Source organism: Janthinobacterium sp. UMAB-56 (assembly GCF_900095265.1).
Classification (GTDB): Bacteria; Pseudomonadota; Gammaproteobacteria; order Burkholderiales; family Burkholderiaceae_D; genus Janthinobacterium.
The window spans coordinates 1-14,865 of record NZ_LT607651.1 but is presented as its reverse complement, the minus strand read 5'-3'; the positions used below and the strand labels follow the sequence as shown (position 1 = coordinate 14,865).

General features: G+C 59.9%; 19 protein-coding genes. 4 read left to right on the top strand and 15 right to left on the bottom strand.

The genetic code is table 11. The features are described 5' to 3' along the window. Positions 1-42: 42 nt before the first annotated feature. The gene (locus K0F85_RS00095; RefSeq protein WP_219114008.1) at positions 43-5,085 is read right to left on the bottom strand and encodes a diguanylate cyclase domain-containing protein; all 5,043 of its coding nucleotides are present in this window, start codon (positions 5,083-5,085) and stop codon (positions 43-45) included. A gap of 166 nt (positions 5,086-5,251) precedes the next feature. Between K0F85_RS00095 and K0F85_RS00090 the strand changes: the two genes are divergently transcribed. Then, complete coding sequence (locus K0F85_RS00090) at positions 5,252-5,857, top strand: hypothetical protein (RefSeq protein ID WP_219114007.1); 606 nt, start codon at positions 5,252-5,254, stop codon at positions 5,855-5,857. 6 nt (positions 5,858-5,863) lie between these two features. Here K0F85_RS00090 and K0F85_RS00085 read toward each other — a convergent pair whose 3' ends face one another. The 13 genes from K0F85_RS00085 to K0F85_RS00025 all read right to left on the bottom strand — a co-directional run bounded on the left by K0F85_RS00085 (position 5,864) and on the right by K0F85_RS00025 (position 11,697). Further along, on the bottom strand, positions 5,864-6,136 hold the full coding sequence (locus K0F85_RS00085; protein WP_254671760.1) for a hypothetical protein: 273 nt from the start codon (positions 6,134-6,136) through the stop codon (positions 5,864-5,866). Beyond that, positions 6,133-6,501, bottom strand: a complete 369-nt coding sequence (locus tag K0F85_RS00080) for a hypothetical protein (protein ID WP_219114006.1) — start codon at positions 6,499-6,501, stop codon at positions 6,133-6,135. The genes K0F85_RS00085 and K0F85_RS00080 overlap by 4 nt, the downstream gene beginning before the upstream one ends. Before the next feature lie 23 nt (positions 6,502-6,524). After that, complete coding sequence (locus K0F85_RS00075) at positions 6,525-7,250, bottom strand: hypothetical protein (protein ID WP_219114005.1); 726 nt, start codon at positions 7,248-7,250, stop codon at positions 6,525-6,527. Next, a complete protein-coding gene (locus K0F85_RS00070) occupies positions 7,247-7,492 on the bottom strand; it encodes a hypothetical protein (RefSeq protein ID WP_219114004.1) in 246 nt (81 codons plus the stop codon). Before K0F85_RS00070 ends, K0F85_RS00075 begins: the two co-directional genes overlap by 4 nt. A 10-nt stretch (positions 7,493-7,502) precedes the next feature. Beyond that, positions 7,503-7,844, bottom strand: a complete 342-nt coding sequence (locus K0F85_RS00065) for a hypothetical protein (RefSeq protein WP_219114003.1) — start codon at positions 7,842-7,844, stop codon at positions 7,503-7,505. Next, entirely contained in the window at positions 7,838-7,990 is a 153-nt protein-coding gene (locus tag K0F85_RS00060; protein ID WP_172404661.1) for a hypothetical protein, read from the bottom strand. Before K0F85_RS00060 ends, K0F85_RS00065 begins: the two co-directional genes overlap by 7 nt. Beyond that, complete coding sequence (locus K0F85_RS00055) at positions 7,987-9,825, bottom strand: replication endonuclease (RefSeq protein ID WP_219114002.1); 1,839 nt, start codon at positions 9,823-9,825, stop codon at positions 7,987-7,989. The genes K0F85_RS00060 and K0F85_RS00055 overlap by 4 nt, the downstream gene beginning before the upstream one ends. Further along, complete coding sequence (locus K0F85_RS28445; protein WP_034745810.1) at positions 9,815-10,168, bottom strand: hypothetical protein; 354 nt, start codon at positions 10,166-10,168, stop codon at positions 9,815-9,817. The genes K0F85_RS00055 and K0F85_RS28445 overlap by 11 nt, the downstream gene beginning before the upstream one ends. A gap of 101 nt (positions 10,169-10,269) precedes the next feature. Next, positions 10,270-10,674 (bottom strand): hypothetical protein, encoded by a 405-nt coding sequence (locus K0F85_RS00045; RefSeq protein WP_219114001.1) that lies wholly within the window; start codon positions 10,672-10,674, stop codon positions 10,270-10,272. A gap of 119 nt (positions 10,675-10,793) precedes the next feature. Beyond that, positions 10,794-11,057 carry an ogr/Delta-like zinc finger family protein gene (locus K0F85_RS00040; RefSeq protein ID WP_100429087.1) on the bottom strand — a complete coding sequence of 88 codons (264 nt, stop codon included), beginning with the start codon at positions 11,055-11,057 and terminating at the stop codon, positions 10,794-10,796. After that, positions 11,054-11,242 (bottom strand): hypothetical protein, encoded by a 189-nt coding sequence (locus K0F85_RS00035; protein WP_035820911.1) that lies wholly within the window; start codon positions 11,240-11,242, stop codon positions 11,054-11,056. Before K0F85_RS00035 ends, K0F85_RS00040 begins: the two co-directional genes overlap by 4 nt. A gap of 37 nt (positions 11,243-11,279) precedes the next feature. After that, a complete protein-coding gene (locus K0F85_RS00030; RefSeq protein WP_035820909.1) occupies positions 11,280-11,483 on the bottom strand; it encodes a hypothetical protein in 204 nt (67 codons plus the stop codon). 10 nt (positions 11,484-11,493) lie between these two features. Next, on the bottom strand, positions 11,494-11,697 hold the full coding sequence (locus K0F85_RS00025; protein WP_219114000.1) for a hypothetical protein: 204 nt from the start codon (positions 11,695-11,697) through the stop codon (positions 11,494-11,496). An 80-nt stretch (positions 11,698-11,777) separates the two neighbouring features. Between K0F85_RS00025 and K0F85_RS00020 the strand changes: the two genes are divergently transcribed. The 3 genes from K0F85_RS00020 (at position 11,778) to K0F85_RS00010 (ending at position 14,353) form a co-directional block, all read left to right on the top strand. Beyond that, the gene (locus K0F85_RS00020) at positions 11,778-12,224 is read left to right on the top strand and encodes a helix-turn-helix domain-containing protein (RefSeq protein WP_219113999.1); all 447 of its coding nucleotides are present in this window, start codon (positions 11,778-11,780) and stop codon (positions 12,222-12,224) included. A gap of 438 nt (positions 12,225-12,662) precedes the next feature. Next, on the top strand, positions 12,663-13,715 hold the full coding sequence (locus K0F85_RS00015; RefSeq protein WP_219113998.1) for a DUF262 domain-containing protein: 1,053 nt from the start codon (positions 12,663-12,665) through the stop codon (positions 13,713-13,715). Next, on the top strand, positions 13,715-14,353 hold the full coding sequence (locus K0F85_RS00010; protein ID WP_219113997.1) for a hypothetical protein: 639 nt from the start codon (positions 13,715-13,717) through the stop codon (positions 14,351-14,353). Before K0F85_RS00015 ends, K0F85_RS00010 begins: the two co-directional genes overlap by 1 nt. A gap of 52 nt (positions 14,354-14,405) precedes the next feature. On the opposite strand, the gene K0F85_RS00005 is transcribed toward K0F85_RS00010, so the two are convergent. After that, the gene (locus K0F85_RS00005; RefSeq protein ID WP_219113996.1) at positions 14,406-14,792 is read right to left on the bottom strand and encodes a hypothetical protein; all 387 of its coding nucleotides are present in this window, start codon (positions 14,790-14,792) and stop codon (positions 14,406-14,408) included. Between the last annotated feature and the right edge of the window lie 73 nt (positions 14,793-14,865).

The window sequence follows — 14,865 nt, the reverse complement described above, 5'->3', positions numbered from 1 at the left end:
TATCGGCTCGCGCCATGAGAATTGGCGCGCGCCGCCTGCTGCTCAGCCAGGCGGCAGCACCTTGAGGACCACGCAATTGCGCCCCGCATCCTTGGCGTGGTACAGCGCGGCATCGGCCAGGCGCAGCAGGGCGTCCGGATCGGCGGCGCCCGGTGCCGACTGGACTGCGATGCCGACGCTGATCGTCACCTGTTGCGCTTCCGCGCTTGCGTGGGCTATGCCCATTTCTTCGATGGCGCGCCGCAGCGCTTCGCCGATCTGGTGCGCTTCGTCTGCGCCGGTGTTTGGCAGGACCATCGAAAACTCTTCGCCGCCATAGCGCGCCGTCAGGTCGCCCGCGCGCCGCATGCTGGCCGCCAGCGCATGCGCGACACGGATCAGGCATGCGTCGCCGGCCTGATGGCCGTGACGGTCGTTGTAGCGCTTGAAGTAGTCGACATCGAGCATGATGACGGCAAGAGGCCGGCCGACGCGCGTGGCACGCGCGCATTCGGTGCGCAGCACATCGTCAAAATGGCGCCGGTTCGCAAGGCCCGTCAGGCCGTCGGTGATGGACAGGGTCGCCAGCTTGCGGTTGGCGTCTTCCAGTTGCTCGGTGCGCTCGGCAACGTGTCGTTCGAGGCTGTCATGCAGCCTGGCGCTGGAGATCGAGATCATCGCCTGTGCGCCGAGCATGCGCAGGAACGCGACGCGTTCTTCCGTGAACGAGGCTTCGGCGAGCCGGTTCTCGAAGTACAGGATGCCGTCGATCTGGCCGCCGTGCCGGATCGGCAGGCACATGACGGCACGCGGCCGCTGCAACTGCACATAGGGGTCGTTGGCAAAGCGCGAGACGTCCGTGATGCAGTCTTCGATCACCTCGGCGCCAGTGCGGATGACGTAGCGCAGTAGCGACAGCGGGAATTGAGGGTCGCTGGCGGCGTTCAGATCGAGCTGGCGCGCTTGCAGGACCGTGATGCCATCGCCATCGATATCGGCCTCCAGCCGATAGCAGCCTTCCGATAGCAGCAGCAGACGCGCTACCTGTCCGCCAGCGTTTTCGCAGACGATGGAAATGAGGCGTGTCAGCACGTTGCGCAGGCCGACTTCGTTCGACAGGATTTGTGCCGCCTTCAGCAGCGACACCAGGTCGAGCGCGGAACTGCCGTGCGTGTGGGAGACGGAATGCCGCTGTGTGCTGCGGCCATCCATCCTTGACAGCAGCGCAGCGTGGCGCTCCCGCAGCTGCGCCACCTTGCCCTCCGCGCCCCACTGGCCGTAATGCGCGACGGCGTCCCGGATAAACACGGCGGCCACGCGCGACTGTCCCTGCTCGCACCAGTACTCACCGCACAATTCATTGCCCAGCGCTTGCATGTTGACGTAGCCTGCCATGCCGGCGGCGTCGATCGCCTGCTGGTAAAGGCGCGTGGCCAGCTGCAGGTCGTCGCGGTAGCGTGCCATTTCGGCCATCAGCAGCAGATGTTTGGCAGCGCTATTGTCCGAGCCTTGCCTGGCCCACGCGGTGAGACTCGCCTGCAGCGTGCCGATCATGGTCAGCACTTCGCCCGCATCGGGGCGCGCGGGAGTGCGCCGCAAGGCACGGATCAGTATCAGCGCGGCGTAGAAGCTGCACTCGGCAACCTTGGCCTGACCGCGCATGATCTGGGTGACGATGCCCAGCTGGCCGGCCAGCAGCTCGGCGTCGACGCCATCGAACAGGTAGGCGTTGCGGATCTTTCCTTGTAAATAGTAGGCGCGGTACAGCTGCGAGTCGCCATACTGTGCGAGGAAGTGAGCCTCGCTGAAGGCGGCATCGTCGTAGCTATCATGACGGGGCAGGAGGCCCATCAGGCACTTGATTGGCTGGATCGCGGCGGCGATACAGCAATCGGCCATCGCCTGCTGGCCGTTGGCGCGCATCAGCGCCAGGTCGTGCTCGATATCGTGCAGCAGGTGCGGCAGGTAGTCGCCGAGAATGATCCGGTCGGTGGCGCGTACAGCTGCCACCACACCGACCTGCACGAAGTCGGCGATTTCCAGCGCCCAGCCAAAGGCTTCTTCGTACAGGGCGTCGGAGCTGCGCAGCGGCTGCGTCCAGTGGTTGCTGAGCGCGCCGAACATCAGGCCCGTGAGCGTGCGCGTCTGCAGATTGGCACGCCGCCTTGCCAGCGCCATCGCCATCGCGCCGAAGTCGTAGCCGCGCGCAACATCGCCGCTGTACAACGCCAGCATCATCGCGTAACCGACATAAGCGACAGCGCTGAAATCGCTGTTCCCCCGCTGCATGGACAGGCGCGTCATCGACACCACCATCAGCGCGCTGAGATCCTGCTGGCCGGCGTAGTAGCTGGCCATCCACAGGCCCTGCATCATCTGCATCGCGGCCACCGCGTCCGGTTCGCACATGTCGTCCGCCGCCAGCAACGTTGCGGGCGCATGCGCGCCAGGCTGCCGCCCGATGTCGGTGAGAATATCGTCGAAGCGCGCCTTCATGTGCGCCACTTCATGCGGAATGTCGATGTCCAGCTGCGCCAGGCCGTCGCGTTGCACGGCGATGGCGTCGAGCAGGCGGCCCTGCAATTGATACTGGTGCGCCTGGATGGCAATGCAGCGCACCTGCTGCAGCGGGCTCAGAGAGCGGGCGCGCACCATTGGGTAGATCGCCTCGGCAGCCTCGAATTGGCCGCACAGGTAGGCCGCTTCGGCGGCACCGAGCTGCAGCTCGAGCCAGAGGTCGGCGTGGAGGATCCACGCCTGTGCCGGCAGCAGGTCGAGACCAATTCTCATGTGCTCCAGGGTAGACTGGAATGCGGCGGAACGCCGTGCCTTGACGCCGGCCTGGAGATTGAGCGTCGCCAGATGCACGCGCTCGCCCGCATCGGCAATCAGCGCGCGGCCGGCGTTGAGCTGCTCGACGATGTCAAACAGTGTCTCGTCCTGGCGTTGCAGCGCCGTATGCCGCAGCAGCAAGCGGCCGATGAGAAGATGGTTGGCCGCGCGCATAGCGGCATCGGCGACCAGGTAGGCTGCCTGCTGCACCCGGTCGTGCAGAAAGCGGTAACTGACGCCGCTGCTACCCGCAGCGGTGTCGCCATTGACGTATTTATAGCGTTCGTCGAGCGGCTGTATCAGTCCTGCCTTGAGCGCCGGCCACAGGTCTTGCTGCGTTTGCCGGGGCACGCGCTCCACTGCCAGGGTAAGCGTGTCGAGCGTGAAGCGGTTGCCGCTGGAGGCGGCCAGTTGCAGCAGGTGCTGCGTGACTGTGGGCAGGCGACGGATTTTTTCCAGCAGCACCTCGACCACGTTGTCGGTATATTTGGCCTGTTCTATGGCCGGCAAGTCCCAGTCCCAGCAATCGTCGGCGGGCCGGTAGCGCAGCTGGCCCGTCTCATTGAGCGAGGCGAGGAACTGGTTGAGGAAAAAGGGATTTCCGGCCGTCTTGCGGTAGCAAATGCTGGTCAGTGCTGCGCAGTCTGGGACCGCCACGCGCACGGTGGCCGAGACCATTTGCGCAACCTGCGGCTCCGTCAGCGCGCTCAGTAACAGCGTCGACAGGCGTACCTCACGGGCGAGCAGCTTGTCGCGCAGCGCGATGAGCGGATGCGCGGCGCTCACTTCGTTATCGCGGTACGCCCCGATGAACAGCATGCAGCTATTGTCGCAGGAGACCATGAGAAGCTCGATCATGCGCAGCGTGGCCGCATCGGCCCATTGCAGGTCGTCGAGGAACAGCACCAGCGGATGCCCGGCACAGGCGAATACTTCGACGAAGCGGGGGAACAGCCGGTCCAGGCGCAACTGGGCCTGTTCCGGCGCCGACGCGGGCATTGCGTCGGTGGGGCCGACAATCAAGGCCAGTTGGGGAATCAGCTCGACGATCGCGCCCACGCCGCTGCCCAGGGCCGCGTGCAGTTTTGCGGACCACTGGCGCAGTGTCTCTTCGGGCTGGCCCAGCAACTGGCGCACCAGCCCCTGGAAGGCCTGGATCAGCGAGGCATACGGCACGTCGCGCTGGAGCTGGTCAAATTTTCCGGACAGGAAGCAGCCACGCCGGGCGATGATGGGTTTTTGCACCTCGTTGACGACCGCCGACTTGCCGATGCCTGAATGGCCGGCCACCAGCAGCATCTCGCATCTGCCCGCAGCACTGCGTTCAAATGCCGCCAGCAGCACGGCGACGGCATCCTCGCGCCCGTGCAGTGTTTGTGGCACAAGGAAGCGGCCGTTGTGGTCGGACAGCTTGAGCGCCTGCGCCGGCTTTTTCGCGCGGCATGCTTCAAGGTCGCTGCGCAAGCCTTGCAGGCTCTGATAGCGTTGATCGGCATTTTTCTCGAGCAGGCGCTGGAGGATGGGCAGCAGCTGCCCGGGCAAGCTTGCCAGCGCCGGGTGTGACCAGTCCGGACTGCGCGCAATGTGGCAATGCACGAGTTCCATCTCGTCGCCAGCATCGAACGGCGCCTGGCCGGCCAGCAATTCGTACAAGGTGGCGCCGAGCGCATAGAAATCGGCGCGCCAATCGACCCGCCGGTTCATGCGCCCGGTCTGCTCCGGCGCCATGTAGCGCAGCGTGCCTTCGAGTGCCTGGAGATTGACGATGCCGTGGCTTTCGTAGGGCAGCTCACAGGCGATGCCGAAATCGATCAGCTGCAGCAGCCGCAGGTCGTCATTCCACACCAGATTGGAGGGATTGATGTCCTTGTGGATCACACCCTGACGATGGACTTCCTCCAGCGCCGCGCACAACTGCAGCGCAATGTCGAAAAAATCGTCCAGCGCCAAGGCGGGCTGAGACGGCATCCTGCGCATCGCCACCTGCGTGCGCAAGACCTGGTCGAGGGCCACGCCGCCGGTATCTTCCTGAATCATCGTCCAGTGTCCGCCGTGCAGCTGCAGTGCCAGCGGATGCGCCACGCCAGGATGGCGGCAGCGGCGCGCGATCGCATACTCGCGCTTGAATTGTGCCAGTTGCTGAAATGAAGGGAGCTGCTGATTCGGCATCTTGACGATCAACGCCGTGCCATCGGCGGCCCTGGCGCGGTACACCCGTGAGCGGCCACCGCTGTGCAGCTGTTTGACGATCTCGTGGTCGAAAAGGGAGCTCATGGGCTGGGCTAGCGGTACACAGTCGGTTGCGGGAGCCTAGAGGCGCAAATTTCTCACTATTACTTGATTGTAAGTATTATATCAGTAGGCAGTCGTGGAGTAGGGAGCGGGGGGATGGGCTCTGTTGTAAAAGCGTCAGTGGGGCAGGCGAGTCCTGGCGCGGGAAATGATCGAGATGACGGTACAGATCTGCTGCGCATCCCCGCATCGAGTGGATCCTGCGCCGCAGCCATCTCAATTCAGGAGCAGTTTTCGAGTGATCGACATCCCCGGCGTCCTCCGCCTGATGCACTCGGCTTGGCTCAACGAGGCGGCCACCCTGTTTCGCCGCAAGTCCCACAAGAGCGACTCACATGACGGAAGCCCTCGCCAAAACGCAAACGTGGACAAGTTGCGCCAGGCGATGCCCGACAGCAAGGGGCAATCTGTTCATGCACGTGCCGAACGTCAAGACGCACGGGATCCAGATTCTGCCGGTGTAAGATGTGGCCTGAAAGGTGCCGGATACCCGAACACCCTTGACCATGAGGCGATGTCGCCAAATCATGCCATCGTTGACCAGAGCTGCTATTTTGGTAAATGGGGCAGTATTCCAATATCCTATGCCGCTTTTACGATTTCTACAGACGAAAAAAAACCCGCTTTCCCCTATGAAAATAGAGAAAAGCGGGTTTTGTACTACGATGCAATTGTTGTTCTGAGTGCCCGGAGCCGGAAACTCAACCTGTTGAATAATGCGGCTTTCCGGGGCGTTGGCGTAATTTTGGCGTAAACGAAATTAATTCTTTTCTCGGTACGATTCGGCCCAGGCGATCACGTCCTTTGCATTATACAGGGGCTGCGCATGCCCCTTCGACGTTGGCAGCCGGATGGCTTTCGGGAAGCTTGGCAGGCACGCCATGCGTTCCCGCACGGTTCCCGGTTCGCGCTTCAAGTAGTACGCGATGGTGGCGATGTCCCACAGGTCAATCGCCAGCGGAATGGCAGGGCGCTGCAGTTTATCGATGGCCACAGCCAGTTTGGCGACGAATTCCGTTTCGTTCATGTTCATTGAATGCTCCTGGCCGCCGTGCTGGCAGCGATAGTGGTGTTGTTTTTTGGCAATGTTGTGACAGGGTGTTGTTCTTTTGTGACGCTGGCGAATAGGGCGTGTTCATTTTTCAATCCGCGCAGGATCTCGGCATAGTTCCGAAATGCATGGCCACCCTCGTTCGGGGTGCGCGCTTCGGCAAATTCCTCGGCCATCAGAATTGCGCCATCGAGTACTGACTCATGCCGCGCGGCCAAGGCCATGTATCGCTGATCCGCATATCCAGCTATCGCCGACGCGAATGCTTCGGCTTCGGTGTGTTGCGGCACTTCGGCGCCGTGCTGGCGGTAGTCGCGCAGTCGGCAGAATTCTTGGTATTGGTTCATTTTTCTCTTTCGCTTTAATCGTCTTATGCGGCACACAGCAGGTCAGCCTGCACGTACTTGCGATCCCAGAATGGCGAACATTGAATGCCATCCCATATCTCGGCCATCTCGCGCGGATTGTTTTTCCGGTTGTGGTTGCGGGCAATATCGGTGCTGTCAACGCTGGCAAATGGGTAGCCCCAACGTGCGGCATTCATTCCGCGCAGCATGTGGAGCCAGTTCGGCACACGGCCGGTTTGACATATCGCGTTCATCGCTTCCGTCATGCGGTGATGCCAGTTCGCGGCGCCGACCACACGAAACTGTGCTGACGATCCGATGCAGACACGCTCCCACTCGTCACACAAGCGCTTGAGGCGGTCCAATGGCTCATGCATGTGCCAAACCGGTGCACCGCGCTGACCATGCGGCCACTGCGCAATGAGGGCGTCGTTAGCGCTTACATCGCCCATGATCGCGTCCGGGATAACTGCCCAGGTGGTTTTGTAGGTCAGCCATCGTTCGGCCCAGGCGTAGAACCCCTGCCAGAAAGCACCGTCCATCTCGACAATCGCTTCTCCACGGGCCTTGCGCTTCATGTTTTCCGTCCAGATGGAAAATGCCGAATTGTCGAGCATGTTGCTTTGCCCATTTTCGTGGCACCACTCCACGTCATCCGGTCGAGCGAATGATATGCAGAACGAACGCCCCCTGAGCTGACCCAGAACCTTGCGCGGCGTGATGGGCGTGCCATGGTAGTGCTGCGTCATGCACCACCCCGAACGGTCTTGATATCCACGCCGTGGTGATGGGCCATCAAGACTTGGCGACCGCCGAACTGTTTGTGCAGTGCGTCGGCGATAACTTCGTGATAGCCGGCCCGGATCATTCTGGTAGCGGTAACGATGTGCTCGACCATGATGACAGCCGTGGAATCGATTGCCAGGTCATATACGATGTATTCGCCATTGTTGGGGCAGGCTGCGAGAAATCTTGTGCTGTAGGTATTCATCGTATTGCCCTCACGCAGTCGCACAGGTGCTGCATTCGTGGAACTGGCGCGACATGCTGTTTTTGCCGCATGCGCTTCCTTTGATGATCTGCACTGACGCGGGGCGGGTCTGGGAGGCCAGATGCTGGCGTTCAGTTTGAGCTGGCGTGACCGATACCAGCGCGCCCAGCGGCACGGCCCGGAACATGCCCGGCCACTGGTGGTCCAGCTCTACCCACGCATGCAGCTCTCCATTGCCCACGTCGCGGCGCAGGTCGTTGACGGTGCCGGCCTGGTAGCCTTCGTCGGTATCGAATGTCACGCGGTCGCCCAGGGCGATTTGCCGCGGCGAATTGGTCAGGGTGTTCAGCATTGCGGTGCTCCTTTCAGTTTGGCGGTAACGCCGCATACGCCGAAGTGGTCGATGGCGGCCTGGATCGCGTCGCCGCTGGAAGCGGCAATCGCGGCGTATTCAAAGCGTTCGGTTTGCGTGCGAACGATCACGGCATAGGTGCTCATGTGCCATTTCCTTCATGGGGTGGGTTGTCGGGGACGATCAGCCGGGGATAGGGGCAGGCGTTGGCGGCCGCCCAGGCGGCAAGCACCGCTGTTTTTGCCTCGTCAGGCAGGTTTGGTGCTGGCGCCGCCGGCGGGGTGGCCGGGGCAGGGCGGTCGGGGTGCGTACAGTTATTTACACGAGTCCGAGGAACGGCAACCCCAACAGCCACCCCGCGCCCGCCTGTGGCCTGTACGGGCGTCCACGTATGGCGTACGGACTTGAAGACCACACCTATCAGATCGCTGCAGCGCACGCCGTAGGGCGTGGTGCGCAGCGTTTCGCCGTAGCGGCCGATGACGGTCTTTTCGTCCTTGGCCAGCGTGACGACCAGTTCCTTGCGCGGCACCAGGGCGCCGCCCTGGGCGCGCAGGTATTCGGCCCAGCAGGCGCGCTTTTCGCCGTCGATCTTTTGCACAGCGTCCCAGGCGCGGCGCATGGCGGCCGGCGCTTCGTTGAGCATGCTTTCCTCGATGCGGCGCAGTTCGCGCCACACGGTGACGGGTGCGCCGCCCCATTGCTGGAATTGGCGGATGCCCCAGCACGCGGCCCAGGACTCGACGCGCGCCGATGGCGTCAGCTCGACATCGCCTTCGGTATCGGCCGTGACGAGATAGCCTTCTTTGGTCTTGTGCTCGGCCACGCCATCGATGTTCTTGGCCACGTACTTGGCGATATAGCCGGCGGCGCTGCCCTTGGCCCAGTCGATGCGCTTGACGTCCAGGCGGCGCGCGAAGGCACCCGGCTCGCCACGGTCCACGCGCCAGGCGTAGCGCTTCATGATGCGGATGGCGCGGCCGGCCACGTCCTGCAGGTGGACCGTCTTGTATTTCGCGGTCGGGCGCACGAACAGCAGCAGATGCCAATGCGGGCAGCCATCGTGATGCGGTTCGGCGATGCGAAAGCCGTACAGGCCGATGCCACGGCGCGCCAGTGCGGAGCGGCACAGCGACGTCATCTTGCCCAGGTAGGCATTCGCCTCGCGCGGCGTGGAGCCGTCGAACTTGTCGTTTGGCTTGCCGCTGTGCTGCATGGCGTGAAAGCGCGATGGACACGTCCAGGTGATGAAAATTCCCTGGTCGCCGCACTCGCGGGCGATCTGCTCAAAGCCGTTGATGCGCAACATCAACTCGCCGCGCCGGATGGCTTTATTCGCGGTCGTTTTCTCGGCCAGCTCGGCGATGCTGAATTGCTGGCCGTTCTCGTTCTGCACCAGGGTGGCGGCCAGCGCTGCCGCGTTGCGGCGGTTTTGCGCCAGGCGCGACAGCACAGCATCGTTGCTGGCGTAGGGTTCGCCGCGATAGTTCACGTAGCCCAGGCGGATATTGCCCGCTTCAAAGGCGCGCTTGACGCGCTTGCGCAACTGGCGGCGCCACCAGCGGGCGTCCACCAGGCGGGCGATGGTGTCGGCCAGTGTGTCGAACTCGGGCAGCTCGATGCCATATGAGGCGCATTCGTCTTCCATGATCTGCAGGGCATGCGTTTCAGATATGGCCATCCACAGCATTCTGGTGACGCCAGAGGCAGCGCGCTCGGCGGTGGCCACGATGTCGGCGTCACTTTGCGACAGGTCGACGCCGGCCGGCACGTACTGTTCGGCAAATTCGCGCACAAAGCTGGTGGCGACGGACTCATAGACTTTGTACCAGGACGACCAGGCCATTTTTGCCATGGCAGCCGTGATGACGCGGTTGCGCCATTTGTAGGGAATGCGGGCCAGCTCGGGCGCGAACTGGGCGGAGCGCAAAAAGGCTTCGTGACGCTGCGGGGCAGGCAGCAGGATTTGTTTAGATTGCATTCAACAGTCTTTCGTACACACGGATAGCGGCAGAGGTGGCGGCGCGCAACTCGATGCGCTCTTCCTCGGTAAAGGAGTGGATGGGCGATTCCCAGCGGTCGGCGTCCATGCCGGCGGCGATTAGCACGGAGCGCCGCGCGCCGCGTGGCGACAATCCCCAGGCCTGGGCCATGAAGGGCGCCAGGTTGCGCGGCTTGATGCTGCGTAGCTGGGCCTTGGCCTCGGCGATGGCGGCCAGCGCATGCCCGGCGCCAGGTGGCGTCGGCATATCCTTGTCGCGCGCGGCCAGAATCTCGGCGGCAGGCTGGAAGGACAGGTGATTGTCGATAAGGGACGCCGGCATGGTTCAGTCCTTGATGGCGCCGATGGCCCGCAGCACGTCAGGGGTAATGACGATCAGGAGCGACAGCAGCCAGATGCCGCAGGTTTTGGCCAGGCGCAGCATCAGCGCGCCCATTCCTTGGCAAAATACTTGGCCCAGTAGGTCAGCGTGCGCAACGAGTTGTTGCTGGAGTAGACGACGCCTGCCTCGCTGGCGAACATGTAGCACAGCACAATGGGCAGCTCGCCGACCATGGCGCGCTGGTTGTCCGGCAAGAAGAAGCCGCCAAGTTGCAGCGCATGCAGGTCGCTGACGATGAAGGTGATGTTGGCCGCGCCGTAGGCGTGGTAGGTCTTGGCAATCTCGCGGATATACGCGGACAGCGTCCCGATGTCGGCGCCAGCGCTGGCATGCAGCAGGAAGCAGGTCGGGGCCACCGGCACGACGCATTTTTGCAGGGCCGGGCGGGCGGCGTCCGGCGCCGGGGAGTTGTCGGCATGACTGGTGGCGTACAGCGTGGTTTCCATCGGTTTCCTTATTTTTGGTTGAACGAATCCTGCACGCTCCAAAGGGAGCGCTGCAGGGCACAGCAAAAGAGGGGAGTTACAGCGGCCGGGCTACGGCGGTGCGAGGATCGGGATAATCATCAGCACCCCGCAGTCAGGTCCAGGGCCAGCTGGCTGGTGGCCGCAGTACGCGCATGCTGGGACATCGGGATGCGGATATCGGCCTTGGGCATGGCGGATAGCGAGAGGGTGCGTAGCACTTCCAGGCCTGCCACGAAGGAGTGCCCGCATTCGGGGTTTTGGCACATGTAGGTGATTTCCTTGAACATGGCGGACATCGTGCGGCTTTTGACGGCGCGGACGGTGTATTCGCAATGCGGGCAGGGCAGGCCGATGACTCTCATTTCAGCTTTCTTTCCACTTGATATAGGGCGCGACCGCGACCTGTCATGTTTTTCGACTGCTTGCGTAAGCGCGATTTGACGAGCCATTCAGCCGCCTGATCGATACTTGCCAGCCCCTGGCGTTGGCGCACGAGTTCCAGCACCGCGCGCTCTTCGTCATTGAGGTTAATTTGATGGTCTGGCATTTTCTGTAACTTTAGAGTTGCTCAAAAGTGACTCGGTTTAAACGCTGCGACGCTGTACGCTGTCGATAGTGGCGTCATCCAAGGCGATCACGGCCAAGGCTTCACGCATCACGATCTGGCGCACCAGTACCGCAAGCTCTTCGCCCTGGTAGTTGGCGATCGAGGAAACGAGCTGGTGCTCGTAATCGTCCAGGCGCAGCATGACGCGGTGGCTGCGGATACGTTTTGCATCGGGGTACATGACGTTGTCCTTAGTGGGTGGATTTGGATGCGAGTTCGCGCTTGTAGTCAGCGAGGCCGCGCAGGATCAGGAAGCGAAGAAACCAGGCACGGGAACGTTCAAGTTCCTTTGCGTAGCCCTCAACCTCGTCTACCTCATCAGGTGTCAGGCGGACGCCGAGTGGTCGAGAAGTGACGCCCTTCGCCGTACGTCCGACTTTTGACAAATTATTCATAATGTTATGATCTGTAATCGCTACGGAATGGCGTAAATATATCACTCATTTGAGTGATTTGGAAAGGTATTTGTACTCAAATGAAGTATTTTTTTGATCGTCTCAAGGAAGAACGAAAACGTCTTGGCCTCAATCAGGATGAGTTTGCGGCCCTTGGTGGAGTAAAAAAGGGTGCCCAGTTCAACTATGAAAATGGCTCCCGCACGCCAGATTCTGACTATTTGGCGGCCGTTGCTGCGGCTGGGGTAGATGTGTTGTATTTGCTAACAGGAGAACATGCTCTCTCTGCGTTACCTGCGGACGAGCATGAATTGTTGACTGGCTATCGCAAACTGGATATTCGTGCGAAAGCGAGGGTTCTTGGTGTAATTGAGGGAAGTATTGAGCCTACAGCCAGTCCTGCATCCAGATCAGTCGAACGCAATACGCAAATGGTTTTCCACGGCAAAGTTGGCCAGCAAATTCATGGCGATATTACGGCACCCCAAACGATTAACGTTGGTCGCAAAAAAAAATCACCGACGTAAAGCGTGGCGTAAGGGAAGGTTCTCGTTGCTAAAAAGTGCAGGCACATGGAAAGTTGCGGCTCTCGCCCCATTGCTCTTTGCTTGTTTCTGGACACAATACAAATGTGAAATGATGTCTGTCGTTGCCCACAAGTTCATTAGAAATTCTTGTTATTACGATGGGAAAGCTTACACGGTCGGTATCGTTATCGAGACGGCACGAGGCATCAAATGCGAGTGTGCCAGTACTGCTTCTGATGGCCCGCCAACATGGGTGATCGGAAACTGGAGCTAGCTACGATCCTCTTGTCTTTTTATAGCTTCGCGTTCGATGTCAATGTTTTTCATGCGAGATAAGCTGATTTTCGAATTAACTGCATGCAGCTATCGTATTGGTGAAATATTTCTTGCTAACTCCCATCGTGCCATAATCGTTAGTTAACCATCCAAAAAAATGCTATGAAAATCGAAGAATCCAAGCACTCAATAGCTGAGCTCATCGACCTGTATCGTCGAAAGGACCTGACTGTCAATGAAGAGTATCAACGGGCCCCACGGCTCTGGCCACCCGCCGCTCGAAGTTATTTCATCGATACGATACTGACGGGATTCCCGTTTCCGAAGGTCTACTTTCAAGAGAAGTTGAACAAAGCGACGATGCGACCTCAGCGAGAAATTGTCGACGGCCAGCAGCGAATGCTTACTATCGTTGACTACAAGGACGGGAAATTCGCCTTGAGTAGCAACTCGCACAAGTTTGCGGGAAAGCGTTTTGATCAGCTAGCGGAAGATGAACAAGAACAATTCCTTACATACACGGTTTCCGTTGACGTAATTCGCAATGCGCAAAAATCTGACATTCTGCAAATGTTTCGGCGAATGAATGCGTACACGCTGCCACTTAATGATGCAGAGAAGCGACATAGTGAGTTCTACGGGTTGTTCAAAGATTGGGTCAATCGCCTAGTAGAAGACTGGGGGCCGCTACTTTCGGAATGGAAAGTGTTGTCCAGTCGCTCGATTGTTCGTATGGAGGACGCCGAATTTGTTTCTGAGATTGTTCTGGCTTTTGAAGAAGGCGTTATAAGCACTAGCAACAAGCAGCTTAGGGACCTGTACGAAAAATATGACGAAGAGTTTGACCAAGCGGACGAATGGGCCGGGAGAATAGACGAAATTATGGCTTTTATACAGCAAGAGCTCTCGGCGATTCAGGGCACACATATGACCAAGTCCTACGCTTTCTTGTCGCTAATCACAGCGCTAGCCCATAACAAATGGGGGATACCGGGATTTGCAGAGGTGAGCAAACTCGAACCGACCGGAGATTTCGTCAGGAATAAGCGCGCGGCGGTCAATGCCCTCTTGGAGCTAGCATCCGCGCATGAGACCAAGGATGTCGACGGAAAGTACCGTGATTATGTAGATGCATCTATGGGAGGCTCAAACCGGGTCAAGCAGAGAATGATCCGCGTTACTAGCATCTGCAAAGCGTTACGCAAGGCACGCTAATGCAATTGCACTGGCTTGAAGCTCGGTTTGTCAGGCGTCTAAACGCTCTCGAAACGCACCATTCAGACTTTCTAGCTCGAGCACAGACCCCTCCTTCGAAAGGGGTTGAGCTATACGAATTGGAAGGGTGGGTATCGGACTGGTGGCAGGTATGGTGCCGCTTTTGCCGCCGCATCGTTATTGAATCGTCGCTAGGTTGTATTGGCGCAGGCGGAGCAGTATTCCCAAGCGTCCATGCGTCCGAACCGCATGTTTCACATATTGCCTGGAAGCAAAAAGCTGGTATCGCCCCAACCATGCCTGGCACTAACTCGATCTTGCGTAAGGAGCCCACGTGGGGTGACGTGGACAAGCTGTTGGAGATCATCGGTGCGGTCAATCCAGCCAACGCACCGAGCCTACTAGCAGCGTTTGGTACGGTTCCGAATATCGACCATTTACGATTGATACGCAATGCAGCGGCGCACATGAACGCCCAGACTCTCGGGGAGGTTATTGCGTTGCAGCCGCTCTATCGGAGCACACCGATTCAGCATCCGTTGCACGCGCTCATGTGGATTGAACCAACAAGCGGTAAGACGCTAGCCCAAGCTCTTATACAGGACATGCGCATCGCTGCCAGAAATGCATGCTCATGAAGACGCTCCTGATGCAAAGAATTTTGTGCGAGGCACGCTTGAGATATGGCTCCTAGAGTTCCTCGCTATTCTCTTGGATGATGTCCCGCACTTCCTCAATATGCTTCCACGCATGCAGCGCCGCCCGCTTCGCGGCCTGCTTGCTCTTGTAGGTATGCTCCAGCGTCTTGAGCGTGCCAGCGGCGCCAGCCTGTTCCTGCCCCGCCTTTTTCTTCTTCGCCGCCACGTCCTTCCACTTGGCCACCACGCCCGTGATGCCTTCGTCCGGGTCTTTCTCGTTTTCGCGCTCTGCCTCGACCGCTTCCGTCTTGGTTTCAAATTCCACCCGCGTGGTAAAGCCGTTGCCGCCCAGGGTGTGCGTGACCTTGACCGATAACCACTCGGTGGCGTCGATCTCGGGCTTGAAGCCTGTCACCGTCACGGGCGATTGCGGGAACACGGCCGGGTTACCGTAAGCGTCAAAGCAGGGCCGTCTTTACGAGGGCTGTCCCTACCAGCATGATTTGAGGTTG

Bases quoted from the DNA above. Each gene is read 5' to 3' on its own strand.
- K0F85_RS00095 (WP_219114008.1), bottom strand. From the start codon at position 5,085: ATGAGCTCCCTTTTCGACCACGAGATCGTCAAACAGCTGCACAGCGGT.
- K0F85_RS00090 (WP_219114007.1), top strand. From the start codon at position 5,252: ATGATCGAGATGACGGTACAGATCTGCTGCGCATCCCCGCATCGAGTG.
- K0F85_RS00085 (WP_254671760.1), bottom strand. From the start codon at position 6,136: ATGAACATGAACGAAACGGAATTCGTCGCCAAACTGGCTGTGGCCATC.
- K0F85_RS00080 (WP_219114006.1), bottom strand. From the start codon at position 6,501: ATGAACCAATACCAAGAATTCTGCCGACTGCGCGACTACCGCCAGCAC.
- K0F85_RS00075 (WP_219114005.1), bottom strand. From the start codon at position 7,250: ATGACGCAGCACTACCATGGCACGCCCATCACGCCGCGCAAGGTTCTG.
- K0F85_RS00070 (WP_219114004.1), bottom strand. From the start codon at position 7,492: ATGAATACCTACAGCACAAGATTTCTCGCAGCCTGCCCCAACAATGGC.
- K0F85_RS00065 (WP_219114003.1), bottom strand. From the start codon at position 7,844: ATGCTGAACACCCTGACCAATTCGCCGCGGCAAATCGCCCTGGGCGAC.
- K0F85_RS00060 (WP_172404661.1), bottom strand. From the start codon at position 7,990: ATGAGCACCTATGCCGTGATCGTTCGCACGCAAACCGAACGCTTTGAA.
- K0F85_RS00055 (WP_219114002.1), bottom strand. From the start codon at position 9,825: ATGCAATCTAAACAAATCCTGCTGCCTGCCCCGCAGCGTCACGAAGCC.
- K0F85_RS28445 (WP_034745810.1), bottom strand. From the start codon at position 10,168: ATGCCGGCGTCCCTTATCGACAATCACCTGTCCTTCCAGCCTGCCGCC.
- K0F85_RS00045 (WP_219114001.1), bottom strand. From the start codon at position 10,674: ATGGAAACCACGCTGTACGCCACCAGTCATGCCGACAACTCCCCGGCG.
- K0F85_RS00040 (WP_100429087.1), bottom strand. From the start codon at position 11,057: ATGAGAGTCATCGGCCTGCCCTGCCCGCATTGCGAATACACCGTCCGC.
- K0F85_RS00035 (WP_035820911.1), bottom strand. From the start codon at position 11,242: ATGCCAGACCATCAAATTAACCTCAATGACGAAGAGCGCGCGGTGCTG.
- K0F85_RS00030 (WP_035820909.1), bottom strand. From the start codon at position 11,483: ATGTACCCCGATGCAAAACGTATCCGCAGCCACCGCGTCATGCTGCGC.
- K0F85_RS00025 (WP_219114000.1), bottom strand. From the start codon at position 11,697: ATGAATAATTTGTCAAAAGTCGGACGTACGGCGAAGGGCGTCACTTCT.
- K0F85_RS00020 (WP_219113999.1), top strand. From the start codon at position 11,778: ATGAAGTATTTTTTTGATCGTCTCAAGGAAGAACGAAAACGTCTTGGC.
- K0F85_RS00015 (WP_219113998.1), top strand. From the start codon at position 12,663: ATGAAAATCGAAGAATCCAAGCACTCAATAGCTGAGCTCATCGACCTG.
- K0F85_RS00010 (WP_219113997.1), top strand. From the start codon at position 13,715: ATGCAATTGCACTGGCTTGAAGCTCGGTTTGTCAGGCGTCTAAACGCT.